This window comes from Micrococcaceae bacterium Sec5.7 (genome assembly GCA_039636785.1).
Classification (GTDB): Bacteria; Actinomycetota; Actinomycetes; order Actinomycetales; family Micrococcaceae; genus Arthrobacter.
Window position 1 is genome coordinate 1,867,074 of sequence record CP144169.1, and the last position, 13,048, is coordinate 1,880,121.

The 13,048-nt window shown below is 64.3% G+C and carries 12 protein-coding genes; 4 read left to right on the top strand and 8 right to left on the bottom strand.

From position 1 onward, the window contains the following. Positions 1–154: 154 nt before the first annotated feature. A complete protein-coding gene (locus V3C33_08880; protein ID XAS69344.1) occupies positions 155–1,972 on the bottom strand; it encodes a glycerol-3-phosphate dehydrogenase/oxidase in 1,818 nt (605 codons plus the stop codon). Positions 1,973–2,096: 124 nt separating this feature from the next. On the opposite strand from V3C33_08880, the gene V3C33_08885 reads away from it, so the two are divergent. Genes V3C33_08885 through V3C33_08900 form a run of 4 tightly spaced genes read left to right on the top strand, consistent with a single transcriptional unit; the run spans position 2,097 to position 5,974 of the window. Continuing rightward, a complete protein-coding gene (locus V3C33_08885; GenBank protein ID XAS69345.1) occupies positions 2,097–3,059 on the top strand; it encodes a sugar-binding domain-containing protein in 963 nt (320 codons plus the stop codon). A gap of 35 nt (positions 3,060–3,094) precedes the next feature. Further along, positions 3,095–3,964, top strand: coding sequence for an aldo/keto reductase (locus V3C33_08890; protein XAS69346.1), 870 nt, complete (start codon positions 3,095–3,097; stop codon positions 3,962–3,964). A 13-nt stretch (positions 3,965–3,977) separates the two neighbouring features. After that, positions 3,978–4,901 carry an alpha/beta hydrolase gene (locus V3C33_08895; protein ID XAS69347.1) on the top strand — a complete coding sequence of 308 codons (924 nt, stop codon included), beginning with the start codon at positions 3,978–3,980 and terminating at the stop codon, positions 4,899–4,901. Next, positions 4,898–5,974, top strand: coding sequence for a glycosyltransferase family 1 protein (locus tag V3C33_08900; protein XAS69348.1), 1,077 nt, complete (start codon positions 4,898–4,900; stop codon positions 5,972–5,974). Before V3C33_08895 ends, V3C33_08900 begins: the two co-directional genes overlap by 4 nt. Here the strand turns inward: V3C33_08900 and V3C33_08905 are convergent. The 7 genes from V3C33_08905 to pyrF all read right to left on the bottom strand — a co-directional run bounded on the left by V3C33_08905 (position 5,971) and on the right by pyrF (position 13,045). Beyond that, the gene (locus V3C33_08905; GenBank protein XAS69349.1) at positions 5,971–8,070 is read right to left on the bottom strand and encodes a primosomal protein N'; all 2,100 of its coding nucleotides are present in this window, start codon (positions 8,068–8,070) and stop codon (positions 5,971–5,973) included. The two genes, V3C33_08900 and V3C33_08905, sit on opposite strands and share 4 nt — an antisense overlap. Positions 8,071–8,199: 129 nt before the next feature. Continuing rightward, positions 8,200–9,435: a methionine adenosyltransferase gene (gene metK, locus V3C33_08910; GenBank protein XAS69350.1), complete on the bottom strand. Its 1,236-nt coding sequence runs from the start codon at positions 9,433–9,435 to the stop codon at positions 8,200–8,202. A gap of 79 nt (positions 9,436–9,514) precedes the next feature. Further along, positions 9,515–10,813, bottom strand: coding sequence for a bifunctional phosphopantothenoylcysteine decarboxylase/phosphopantothenate synthase (locus tag V3C33_08915; GenBank protein XAS69351.1), 1,299 nt, complete (start codon positions 10,811–10,813; stop codon positions 9,515–9,517). Positions 10,814–10,853: 40 nt separating this feature from the next. Further along, positions 10,854–11,114: a DNA-directed RNA polymerase subunit omega gene (gene rpoZ, locus V3C33_08920; GenBank protein ID XAS69352.1), complete on the bottom strand. Its 261-nt coding sequence runs from the start codon at positions 11,112–11,114 to the stop codon at positions 10,854–10,856. A gap of 39 nt (positions 11,115–11,153) precedes the next feature. After that, entirely contained in the window at positions 11,154–11,726 is a 573-nt protein-coding gene (gmk, locus tag V3C33_08925) for a guanylate kinase (GenBank protein ID XAS69353.1), read from the bottom strand. 25 nt (positions 11,727–11,751) lie between these two features. Next, entirely contained in the window at positions 11,752–12,069 is a 318-nt protein-coding gene (gene mihF / locus V3C33_08930) for an integration host factor, actinobacterial type (protein XAS69354.1), read from the bottom strand. A gap of 109 nt (positions 12,070–12,178) precedes the next feature. Continuing rightward, positions 12,179–13,045 (bottom strand): orotidine-5'-phosphate decarboxylase, encoded by an 867-nt coding sequence (pyrF, locus tag V3C33_08935; protein XAS69355.1) that lies wholly within the window; start codon positions 13,043–13,045, stop codon positions 12,179–12,181. Positions 13,046–13,048: the final 3 nt, after the last annotated feature.

Sequence of the window (13,048 nt, forward strand, 5' to 3'; positions counted from 1 at the left end):
CCTCTATTTTCTGTTGTCAGTCCTTCGCGAGTTTGAAGGACCGTTAAACCGGAGGTGCTTATACACTTCCGGCCGTCGGCCGGGCCGGCCCGCAAAGTTGTGCGGACCGCCCGTCCCTTGTGCCCGGGCTTCCCCTGCCCGGGCGTGCAAGACTTTAGTCGACCAGGCTGTGGATTTCGACGCCGTGGTAGCTCATCAGCACCTCCTGTGCATGGCGGATTTCCGCAGTGCGGGCCGCTGCATCCCAGCCGAGCGGGCCGGCAAGCACCTCGGCAATTTCGTGCAGCAGTTCTCCCGTGACAAGCCCGCGGAATGCCAGTGACGTCCGCCGGATCAGGACATCGATCAGGTGTCCGATCTGTTCGCTCCCGGCCATGAATTCCAGCTCGCGCACGCTGAGTTCACGCGTCGATTGCAGGAGCCTGTCCGGACCGCCATCGAGATAGCTGATGACGTCCTCGGCACGGGTCCCGTACCGGGTCAGGAGTACGGATGCACGGGCGGCATCCCGGCCCGTGGACATGTGCGCCTTGATCCACTTCTGGATGCCGGCGTCACTGTCCGGGAAGCCGGCCCCGCCGCCGATGGCGAGTTTCGCCGTCGAGACCTTACGTTCCAGTCCCAGCTCAGCGAGCACGTCGTTGGTCATGTGTTCGGCCAGCGCCCGGAACGTGGTCCATTTGCCGCCCACCAGGCTTAGTACGACGGCGGCGCTTCCGCCGGCGGCCGCCGCTCCCGCTTCTGGAGCGCGGCGCTCGATCCGGTAGTCCCGGGAAACGAATCCGGGCTGCGTGTCGTCGTGCTTCGGCAAGGGGCGGACGCCGGCGAAGGTATAGACGATCTGCCCGCGGTCCACCGTGATTTCGGGGAAGACGTTGCCGATGAGGTCAAAGAAGTAGTCGATCTCCGCCTCGGTGCAGACAGCATCCTGGGCCATGTCGGCGTCCACGTCCGTGGTGCCCACCAGGACGCGGTCTCCCATCGGGTAGATCAGGACAATCCGCCCGTCCGTGTGCTCAAAGAAGATTTCGCGGCCGTTGCAGGCCTCGAGGAGCGCCGGGTGGTCAAGCACGATATGCGAGCCCTTGGTGCCGCCCATAAAGGATGACGCGGCACCCATGGCCTGGTTGGTCAGATCCACCCACGCTCCTGTGGTGTTGACGATGACGTCCGCTGTGAAGTCAAAGACCCCGCCTGTCAGTTCATCGCGAAGCTGCACCGTGGTGCCCTTTTCAGCACGGGGTGCAGAAGCACGCTCCGTGGACACCAGCGAGAGGTAGTTGCTGGCCCGGGCGCTTTGTGCGCCGTCCGCGGCGCCCGCCTTCTCGCCGTCCTGAAGAACGTCCAGGGTGAGCCTCTCCGGGTTGTGGACAGAGGCGTCGAAGTAGGTTGCCGCGTACTTGATGCCCGGGTGCAGCATGGGCAGCTCGGCCAGGGCCCGCTTGCGTCCGCGGAACTGGTGGCGCGGCACATTGCCGCCATCGCGGGAGAACGAATCGTACATGCTCAGCCCGAGCTTGATGAGGAATGCACCGCGCTCCTTGGGCTTGCCGTGCTGCTTGTGAGTCAGGAACCGCAGCGGTGCGGAGAGAACTCCGGAGAATGTGCTGAAGATGGGGATGGTGGTTTGGAGCGGCTTGACGTAATGGGGCGCAATCCGCAGGAGCCGGTTGCGCTCCACCACGGATTCCTGGACCAGCCGGAACTCACCGTTTTCCAGGTAGCGGATACCACCGTGGATCATGTGCGATGACGCGCCACTGGCACCCTGGCAGTAGTCGCCGCGCTCAACCAGGGCAACGTCCACGCCCTGCAGGGCCAGATCCCGGAAGGTCCCCACTCCGTTGATTCCGCCACCGACGATCAGCACCTGTGCGCGGGGCCGCTGACGCAGGCTCTCCACTGATGTGCGCTGTGTTGATGCATGCCCGCTTGATGTGGCCGGATGGCCGGATGAATCCTTGAGTCCCAAAACAACTCCCTTGGGTTTGGTCCTGTGCGGCGCGCCACAAGACGCGGCGCCGTTCTCCACTATTCTTTGAAGTAATGGAAAATGTAGTCAAGCTATATGCACAAACGTGCAGAACGGATTCGGGATGCCACGCTCGCGCCACTCCGAGGCCCTCAGGGCCGCACAGCTGTATTACCTCCAGGACCTGACAATGGACGCGATAGCCAGGGAACTAAGGACCTCCCGGTCCACTGTTTCGCGGCTGCTTTCTTCAGCACGGGATTCGGGCCTGGTCCAGATCCAGATCCGTAACCCTATGGACACCGGGCCGGAGCTGGAAGGCATGATCCGCAGCCAGTACAAACTGGATGTGCACGTCGTCCCGGTCCTGGACACGCTCAATGAGGCCGAAACACTTGACCGTGTGGCCATGCAGGCCGCGCGGACCATTGGTCCGCTGGTGGATTCCAACGCCATCATCGGCGTGGCGTGGGGCTCTACCCTCAGTGCTGTCAGCCGGCATCTCACCCGGAAGATCACCCATGACAGCGTGATTGTCCAGCTCAACGGCGCCGGAAACATGCAGACAACAGGCATCACCTACGCCAGCGACATCATGCGGCGCTTCGGCGTTGCGTATGGTGCCCGCGTTGAGCAGTTCCCCGTACCTGCGTTCTTTGACCATGCGGCCACAAAAACGGCCATGTGGAATGAACGCAGTGTGCAACGGATCCTCGAACTGCAGTCACGCATGAGCATCGCCATTTTCGGCGTCGGATCCGTCGATGCCGACTACCCCAGCCACGTTTATGCCGGCGGCTATCTCGATGAAAACGACCTTAACGTCCTGGCAAACTCGGACGTTGTGGGGGACGTGGCAACAGTATTCTTCCGTGCCGACGGTTCCTCCCACGGCATCATGCTGAACGAACGCGCCACCGGCCCGGCGCTTTCCCAGCTGCGCCAGGTGCGGCGGCGCATCTGCGTGGTGTCCGGTGCCTCGAAGATCAATGGCCTGCGCGGCGCGTTGACAGCAGGTCTTGCCACGGACCTGATCCTTGACGAGGCCACCGCACGCAGGTTGGTCAGTTTCGACGGCCTGTCCTGAGGGAACCAGCGTGGCGAGTCGGTAGAGTCATTGGTATGAAAACCCCGCCCCGTCTTAGTCTCAATAACGGTGTGCTGATCGACCAGCTCGGCTTCGGACTCTACAAAGTCCCTCCGGCAGATGCCGCCGGATTGGTGACCATGGCGCTGGAAGCCGGTTACCGCCACTTCGATACCGCAGCCCTGTACGGAAACGAAACAGGGGTGGGAAAAGGAATCGGCGCCCTGTCTGGCTACGAGGGACCTGGCGGCGGGTCCGGCGAGGCTGCCCCGTCCGTCTCCCGTGAAGACCTTTTTGTCACCACCAAGGTCTGGAACGAGGACCACGGCTACGATGCCACCCTGCGAGCGTTCGACGACTCCATGATCAATCTGGGGCTGGAATACATCGACCTCTACCTTATTCATTGGCCCTGCCCGGAACAGGGGCTCTATACCGAGAGCTACCGTGCCCTTGAGACGCTGTACAGAGAAGGCAAAGTCCGGGCCATCGGCGTGTCCAACTTCGAGCCCGAGCATCTGCATAAGCTCCTCGAAACCGCCGAAGTGGTTCCGGCGGTGAACCAGATCGAGCTCCAGCCCTGGCTGCAGCAGAACGAGCTTCGCGAACTTCACAGCAGGCTGGGCATCCTGACTGAGGCCTGGAGTCCCTTGGGACGAGGGCGGATCCTGGCAGATCCTGAGGTCCTGGCACTCGCCGCCCAACATGGACGGACAGCCGCCCAGATCATCCTCAGATGGCATGTTCAGCTGGGTACTGTCGCAATTCCCAAAGCCAGTTCGTCCGGCCGGATCAAGGAGAACCTGGACATCTTCGGTTTCCAACTGGACGCCGCCGACATGCAGCGCATGGCAGCCCTGGACCGCGGGCAGAGCACCGGCTCGCGCGCCAGCACCGACGCATAGGAACTCCCAAAGCATGCAGACAGCAGACCCCGCACAGACACCGACTTTCTTCAGCCGCCAGCTCCCCGCAAGAACGCGGGCGTCCGACGTGGACCTTAACGGCACCAATGTGGCGTTCTGGAGCTATGAGCCCGTTGAGGTGACGCCGGAGACCCGGACCATTCTGGTGATCCACGGCTTCCGCGGCGACCACCATGGTCTGCTCCGGGTAGCCGACCAGTTGCCTGAAATGCGGATCATCATGCCGGATCTTCCCGGCTTCGGCAGCTCGGAAGCCTTTGAATCCGCGGAGCACAGCGTGGACCGGTACACGGATTTCATCAGTGACTTCATGGAAGCGCTCGGGCTCGGCCCGGACACCGTGCTGCTGGGCCACTCGTTCGGGTCCATCATTGCCTCGCACTTCGTTGCAGCCCATCCGGGGGCCGTCCGACCCCTGATCCTGATCAATCCCATCGCCGCACCCGCTCTTGAGGGCCGCAAGGGCGTCATGACCCGGCTCGCGGTGCTCTACTACCAGCTCTCAGCCAGGCTGCCCCGGCCGGTGGGCCTAGCCCTGCTCCGCAGCCCCCTGATTGTCCGGACCATGAGCGTGGCCATGGCGAAGACCAAGGACAAACAGTTGCGCCGGTTCATCCACGGGCAGCATCATGCCTATTTCAGCGCCTTCGCCAACCGGGACAGTCTTCTGGAATCCTTCCGGGCCTCCGTCAGTGGAAACGTGGCCGAGGTGGCGGCCCAGCTGACGCTTCCCGTGCTGCTGGTCGCCGGAGAAAAGGACGAGATCGCCGCCCTCCCGGACCAGCATCGCCTGGCCGCCCTGTTGCGGGACGGCACACTCAAGGTGATTCCCGGCGTTGGACATCTGATCCATTACGAAACCCCGCAACCGGCAGCCGGCTTCATCCGCAGCTTCCTGAAGGACCACCCCGAGTGAAAATAGTCATTGACGCCCGCTTCACCAGGACCGACCACCACGACGGCATCAGCCGCTACGGGGCGAGCCTCATCGCGGCCACCGCGAAAATCGCAGACGTTTCCATGCTGATCAGCGACACCCGCCAGCTCGCGCTGCTGCCGGATGTGCCCTACACGCTCATCAACAGCCCGCTCTCCCCCACCGAACTCTTCGTAGCCCGCAAGGTCAACACACTGGGCGCCGATGTGGTGGTCTGTCCCATGCAGACCATGGGCAGCTGGGGCCGGAAGTACGGACTGGTGCTCACGCTCCACGATCTGATCTACTACGAACACCCTGCGCCTCCGGGCTTCCTCCCGGCACCGGTCCGGATCCTGTGGCGGCTCTACCACAAGGCCTTCTGGCCACAGCGATTCCTGCTCAACCGGGCCGACATCGTTGCCACGATCAGCCGGACCACCGAGGCGCTGATGGCTAAATACCGGCTCACCAGCCGTCCGGTACGGATTGTCAGCAACGCACCCCAGCCGGCCCAGGAACCCCGCGACCCTGCAGCGGAAGTTGAAAAGACACTCCTGTACATGGGTTCGTTCATGCCTTACAAGAATGTGGAAACCATGCTTGCCGGGATGTCCGCGCTGCCGGAGTTCACGCTTCACCTGCTGAGCCGGATCACGCCGCAGCGCCGTACGGAGCTGGAGATCATGGTTCCGCCGGGAGCCAAGGTGGTGTTCCACAACGGCGTCACGGACGACGAATACACGGCTCTTCTGAGGCGCACCACAGCGCTGGTGAGCCTGTCCAGGGCGGAAGGGTACGGTTTGCCCCTCGTGGAAGCCATGGCCCTCGGCACCCCGGTCATTGCCAGCGACATTCCGATCTTCCGCGAAGTGGGCTCCGACGTGGTGTCCTACGTTGATCCGGACTCCGCCGCCGATTTTGCCGCCGCCGTGAGCAGCCTCAGCGACGCAGCGAGCTGGCATGAGAAGTCGCGCCGTTCAGTGGAACGGGCGCATGATTTCAGCTGGGACGAGTCTGCACGGCAGCTCGTGGGGATCGCTGCCGACGTTATGGCCCTCCGCACTCGCTAGAGCACGTCCACGCCGTCGAGCCTCAACTGCACCGGGTCGCCGGTACGTCTGGCCGCTCCTGCCGCCTTGACCGATCTCAGCACCCGCGTCACCAGTGCCGCCTGCCCATAGGGGATGAACAGCAGGGCCCGGAAGTCCTCGGCGGCTTCGCGGGATCCGGCCAGGATCAGCGGCGCAGGACCCGCTGTGCGGAGCTCCACGCCATTGGCGGCCAGCCGCTGTGCCACAGTGACAGTGAAATGCCCGACGGCGTTGCGGGCGCCGGTGACTGAAGCAATCCGTACCGCGGGCGGCAGCTGGAGTTCCTGCCGCAGCGACAGTTCCCTCTGCGCATATCCGGCAGGATCCCACCGCAGCAGCGCGCCAACGCCCGCGGTGTCGTCGGCCGTGATGACCACCAGACCGCCTTCGGACGCCGGACGCACCAGGGCCGCCGCGTTGAACCAGCGCCGAACGGCGTCCTCCCCGGCACGTAGGTTTTCGCGGCGAAGGAGGGAATCGCCGTCGAGCAGGAGTGCTGCTGCGTAACCGCCACTGGCCACGGGCTCTGCGCCGACGGTGGCCACCACCAGGGCCTTACTGTCCGTGACGGTGGCCTTGACGTGATCGCCGGAGGACGTAATGACGGGCTTGCCGGGGAACGCGCGCCCCAGCTCTTCGGCAGTACGCAGCACGCCCGTGGCGCTCCGTCGGAGCCTCGTGTTGTTGCAGTGGGTGCACCGCCAGGCCGGCGCCGGGGTGGCGCACCAGCGGCATTGCGGAACGGCGGAACTGCCGCTGGCTCCGGCCACCGCCAGGGGACCCTGGCACAAGCCGCACCTGGCGGGTTCACGGCAGGTGTCACACACCAGCGACGGTGCATAACCGGACCGTGCCACCTGCACCAGCACGGGACCCCGTTCCAGCCCTTCCTTGGCAGCCCGCCACGCGGCGCCGGGTAGCCGCGCAATCCTGGCTAACGGATCACGTTCCTGCTCGAAACTGTCTGCCGTGTTCAGTATCCGCGGAACTGTCCGGCGGACAATTGTGCGTTCCGCCTCTACGGGCATGGCCCAGCCCGCCTCGACCAGACGCTGCAGCTCGGTGCTGCGTGTGTGGCCCGCCAGGAGGCATGCCGCGCCCTCCTGCTCCGCGCGCAAGAGCAGGACCTCGCGTGCATGGGCATATGGAGAGCGCTGCTCGATGTGGAGATCATCGCCGTCGTCCCAGCACACCAGGAGTCCCAGACCATGAACCGGCGCATAGGCCGCCGAACGGGTGCCTATGGCCACACGCGCCGTGCCGCCCAGGAGGCGGAGGAAGCTGCGGTAGCGGGGTGTGGGGCCGTCGTCGGCCGTCAGCCGGGCGATGTCTTCCTCAGGAAGGAGGTCTGTCAGAGCAGCCTCCAGCCGATCCAGGTCCCGGTAGTCAGGGACTACAACCACCGCACCGCGGCCGGAGGCCCGCACTGCTGCCACGGCTTCCGCTATCAGCCGCGGCCAGCCGGCTGAACCGAAGCCCTGCAGCGCACTGAGGACGGCCCGGGGCGATTCACCGGCGTTCAGGTGCTGGAGGAAGGCAGCCCCGTTGCGGTAACCGGACCAGTTTCCACCGCCCGTGGATGCGATCCGGGCTCCGCCAGCAGCTGCCGCGTGGGGTGACAGGGCCTCCGCCCCAGCTGCGGCCAGTTCCTTCTCAAGCTTTGCGACGCGGGGCGGAATGGCACCCCGGAGGACGTCGCTGACCGTGCCGGCATAGCGGGCAGCCACGTTTGCGGCAAGGTCCCGGATGGCCGGTGTAAGAACGGCTACGGATGAAACCACCTTGTGCAGGGGTATCAGTGCATGTCCGGCATCGGATTCGTCCAAGCGTTCCAGGATGTAACCGCTGAGGTCCTGCCCGTTGAATTTGATTTTGACCCGGACACCGGGTTGTGCCGCGTCATCAAGGTCAGCCGGCACGCTGTAGTCAAAAGGACGGTCCAGATGCGGCAGCGGAGATTCCACCAGGACCCTCGCCACCGGATTCTCCGCGGCCAGCGGAGGGCCGGAGGCAGCCTTCGGCCGCGCCGGAAAGCCCTGCAACAGGGACAGCTGAACGGGTTCATGGACAGCCACGGCTGGTACCTCCGTTCAGCATCCAAGGGTGGAAAGCGGGCCGGCCATCCTGCTACGGCCATGCCATAGCCAACCACATGCCAACGACATTTTCGGCAAGGCAGGGTTCGCCGGCCTGCTCCCGGAAACTCAGGCGTTGAAGAAAGCCTTGAGGTCTTCCACCCGGTCCAGCCGTTCCCAGGTGAAATCGGGGTCGTCACGGCCGAAGTGGCCGTGCGCGGCCGTTTTGGCGTAGATGGGGCGCTTGAGATCCAGGGCATCGATAATGGCGCGCGGGCGGAGGTCGAAGATCTGTGCGATTGCGGCACTGATCTGCGCCGGGTCCACCGTTTCGGTTCCGAACGTCTCCACGTATGTGCCGACGGGCCGTGCCTGGCCGATTGCATACGCGATCTGGATCTCTGCCCGCTTGGCCAGCCCTGCGGCCACCACGTTCTTGGCAACCCAGCGCATGGCGTAGGCGGCAGAGCGGTCAACCTTTGAGGGATCCTTGCCGGAGAATGCGCCGCCGCCGTGGCGGGCGAATCCGCCGTAGGTGTCAACGATGATTTTACGGCCGGTAAGGCCGGCGTCACCAACAGGTCCGCCGATCACAAATTCGCCGGCAGGGTTAAGAATGTTGGCTGCGCGCGAGATATCCAGGTTGGCGACTGCCAGCACGGGATCGATCACAAAGGAGACCAGATCGGCGCGGAGCCGGTCCAGGCTGGTGCCTTCCGCATGCTGGCTGGAGATCACCACGGTTTCCACGGATACGGGGCGGTCGCCGTCGTAACCGACAGTCACCTGGGTTTTGCCGTCGGGCCGGAGGTAGGAGAGTTCGCCGTTCTTGCGCACTTCGGTCAGCCGCTCGGACAACCGGTGGGCCAGCCAGATGGGCGTGGGCATGTACGAGGGTGTTTCGTCGCTGGCGTAGCCGAACATCATGCCCTGGTCGCCGGCACCCTGGAGATCGTAGTCGTCCTCTTGGCGTCCCTCCCTGGCCTCCAGTGAATTGAAAACACCGCCGGCGATGTCGTTCGACTGCTGCCCGATGGACACGGACACACCGCACCGGGCGCCGTCGAACCCGTTCGCCGAGGAGTCATAGCCAATGCCGAGAATCGTCTCACGCACAATCTGCGGGATTTCAACGTAGGCGTCAGTGGTGACCTCACCGGCAACGTGGACCAGGCCCGTGGTGGCCATGGTTTCCACGGCAACGCGCGATTCGGGGTCGGCTGCCAGCAGGGCGTCCAGAATCGCATCGCTGATCTGGTCGCAGATCTTGTCCGGATGGCCTTCAGTCACCGACTCGGACGTGAAGAGCCGGAGCGCGGGGGGCGTAGCCCGGTGGGATTCAGGAATATGCAGCGGTAAAGTCACTCAACTACCTTACTGGTTGGGAAACGGACGTCCGGCGGCATGTGTCCCAGTACTAAGGAAACGTTGCCTGGGCCGGCGTTCAGGCTCGGGGTACTGCGTGGCTCAGCTCGGAGCTGATGCGGTCAATGACCGCGGCGGCGACGTCCTGTTTGGAGCCCGACGCCGATTGGGGTTCGGAGCCGGAGCGGGAAAGGATGATCACCGAATTATTGTCCTGGCCGAAGACTTTGCCCTGGCCCACGTGGTTGAGCACCAGGAGGTCGCACCCTTTGCGCTGCAGTTTCGCCGTGGCGTATTCCAGGACATCACCCTGGGCATCACCGGTTTCGGCAGCGAATCCCACGATCAGCTGGCTGCTTCCGGCCGTGTTGCGGATCTCCACCAGCTGCCGCAGAATATCCGGGTTCCGCACCAATGAAATAACGGGATCGGCCGTGTCATCGCGCTTCTTGATCTTGGTGTCCGAAACGTCTGCGGGGCGGAAGTCTGCAACGGCTGCGGCCATGATAACGACGTCGGAATCCACGGCCGCTGTCAGCGCGGCTTCCCGGAGCTGCAGCGCAGTCTCCACCTCCACCAGTTCCACGCCGGCCGGCACCGGCACCTCCATGTGCGCGGCGAGCAACCTTACCCTTGCGCCGGCGTTCCGGGCGGCAACGGCGAGGGCAACGCCCTGTTTTCCGGAGGAACGGTTGCCGAGGAACCGGACCGGGTCCAGAGGCTCGCGGGTACCGCCGGCACTGATGGTCACTGTCCGCCCGGCCAGCGGGAGAACATAGCCGGGCTCCACCGCAGCCGTAGCGGGTGAGAGGGGGTTTGCCGACTCGGACTGGACCTGCGTGACTTCGGTCAGGCCCTGGGTGAGTGCCATGGCGGCTTCAAAGATTGCTGCCGGTTCCGGCAGCCGGCCCGCACCCGAGTCCGCACCTGTCAGCCTCCCGCTGGCGGGATCCAGTACGGTGATGCCACGGCTTCGCAGGGTTTCGACGTTGGCCTGTGTGGCTGCGTGCCGCCACATTTCGGTGTGCATGGCGGGGGCAAAGAGCACCGGCCCGCGGGCCATCAGGAGAGTGTTGGTGAGAAGATCGTTGGCCTGGCCTGTTGCGGCGCGGGCCAGGAGATCGGCTGTGGCCGGCGCCACCACCATGAGTGCTGCCTCATGGCCAAGCCTGACGTGGTTCACCTGCGGAACGTCGTCGAAAACACTGTTGGTCACCGGGTTGCCGGAGAGGGCTTCCCACGTGGCAACACCAACAAACCGGGTAGCGGCTTCGGTGGGGATCACCGTGACGTTGTGGCCGGCTTCAGTAAAAAGCCGGAGGAGCGATGCCACCTTGTAGGCAGCGATCCCTCCCCCGACTCCGAGGACTATGCGCACGTGACCTCCGTCAACAGGCAGTCTGTTTACTCTACGGAAATTACTCTGCAGGTTCGATCGGCGTGGAAACGAGCTTTCCTTCGTTGATCTCGCGCAAGGCGATGGACAGCGACTTCTCGTTCAGCTTGGTGTCGACCAGCGGGCCGACGTACTCGAACAGGCCCTCGTGCAGCTGGGCGTAGTAAGCGTTGATCTGACGTGCACGCTTGGCACCGAAGATCACCAGGCCGTATTTGGAATCGGCTGCCTCAAGCAGCGAGTCGATCGGCGGGTTGATGATGCCTTCAAGGTTCGTGGACACGAATTCTCCAAATTCTAACGGGCTGAAACGTTCCGGCGCCTAGCGCGGGTTCGGGGTCAGCCCCATGAGTGAAACAAGCTCGTCCGCTGCCCGTCGAACGTCATCATTGATGACGGTGTGATCGAATTCCGGTTCAGCGGCAAGTTCTAGTTTAGCGGTTTCCAGCCTTTGCTGCTGTTCCTCGGCGGTTTCCGTGCCGCGGCCCACCAGTCTGCGGACCATTTCTTCCCAGCTGGGCGGCGAAAGGAACACGAAGTTCGCATCCGGTACGGCCTTTTTGACCTGGCGTGCGCCCTGCAGATCGATTTCCAGCAGGACTGAGCGGCCGTCCGCAATGGCCTTGTCGACTGTGCTCCGGAGGGTACCGTAGCGGTTTCTGCCGTGCACAACTGCCCACTCCAGCAGCTGCCCGGCCTCGATAAGTGCATCAAATTCCTCGGCCGATTTGAAGAAGTAGTGGACGCCGTCATGCTCCCCCGGCCGCGGCGGGCGGGTGGTGGCTGAAACAGAAAGCCAGACGCCGGGATAGTTGTCCCGGATGTAGGTGGACACGGTGCCTTTGCCAACAGCCGTAGGGCCTGCGAGGACTGTCAATCCCGGTTTCTTGCTCACATATTCCTTTGGGACGGTGTGCGGTCTATTTCTCGTCTATAAAATCTACCAGCGCCCGGCGCTGGTGGACGCCCAGTCCCCGTACTCTCCGGGAGGCGGCGATGCCCAGCTGTTCCATGATGGCGGCTGCACGGACTTTCCCGATGCCCGGCAGCGCCTCAAGCAGCTCAGCGACCCTCATCCGGGCAATGGCGTCATCTGCCGCACCTGAGCTGATGACATCAGCAACTGACTGCTCGCCAGACTTCAGCCGCTCCTTGGCTGCCGCACGGACGGCCCTCGCTGCGGCGGCTTTGTTGAGGGCGTCCGCTCGTTCCCGTGCGGTCAAGGCTCGCAATGTCATTTAAGTCATCCCCCTGCTCGCCGACGAATCCAAGGCTTCGGCCGTTGGGCTTTTCCTGAACCTACCCTTTGCCGGCCGGGTAAATCAATGCACCGGGCATATCCATGGATCAGACCGCCCGGAGACCATCCAACGTCCGCTTGGCGGCGTCCTGGAGAGCGCGGACATCCGGCCCTGCGCCCAGGATGTCGCGGCTGGAGGTTCCGAGGACCCGGCTGTAAGCGCCGCCGAAGGTCCGGCGCAGATCGGCCGGCGTGGCCCCCTGCGCGCCCAGCCCGGGTGCGAGGATGGGCCCGCGGACTGCAGCCAGGTCCAGCTGCAGTTCCTCCAGTGCCGAACCCACGGTTGCGCCCACAACCAGGCCAACAGAACCCATGGCTCCTTGGTAGCGCCCGTTCTCTGCTGCCGCCGCCTGCACAATTCTGCGCGCCACCGAATCGCTGCCGCCCTGGTGCTGGACGGAGGCGCCTTCCGGGTTGGAAGTCAGCGCGAGGACAAACACTCCGCGCCCATACTCGGCGGCGAGGTCCAATGCAGGGCGGAGGGACTCGAAGCCAAGGTACGGGCTCAGCGTGACAGAGTCCGCCGCCAGCGAGGAGCCGTCCCGGAGCCAGGCATCGGCGTAGGCGGCCATTGTGGAACCGATGTCCCCTCGCTTGGCGTCAGCGATGGTCAGGACGCCGGCCCCGGCCGCCTCAGCGAGCACTTGCTCAAGCACCGCAATTCCCGCGGAACCGTGTCGCTCGTAGAGCGCCACCTGCGGTTTGACTGCGGCAGCGAGCGAACCTACAGCCTCCAGAACCGTCAGCGAAAAGCGCAACAGGGCGGCGGCGTCGTCGTCCAGTCCCCAGCTTTTCAGCAGTGCGGGGTGCGGATCGATACCCACACACAGCGGGCCGCGGGCAGCCATTGCCGCCCCGAGCCGGGAGCCGAAAGACTCCCTGCCGGCGGGCGGATCCGTGTTGGGTCCAGCCATGTC

What these genes read in the sequence shown, in the direction of transcription:
- mihF (XAS69354.1), bottom strand. Translation starts at nt 12,069, where the DNA reads ATGACATTGCGAGCCTTGACCGCACGGGAACGAGCGGACGCCCTCAAC.
- pyrF (XAS69355.1), bottom strand. Translation starts at nt 13,045, where the DNA reads ATGGCTGGACCCAACACGGATCCGCCCGCCGGCAGGGAGTCTTTCGGC.
- V3C33_08885 (XAS69345.1), top strand. Translation starts at nt 2,097, where the DNA reads ATGCCACGCTCGCGCCACTCCGAGGCCCTCAGGGCCGCACAGCTGTAT.
- V3C33_08895 (XAS69347.1), top strand. Translation starts at nt 3,978, where the DNA reads ATGCAGACAGCAGACCCCGCACAGACACCGACTTTCTTCAGCCGCCAG.
- V3C33_08890 (XAS69346.1), top strand. Translation starts at nt 3,095, where the DNA reads ATGAAAACCCCGCCCCGTCTTAGTCTCAATAACGGTGTGCTGATCGAC.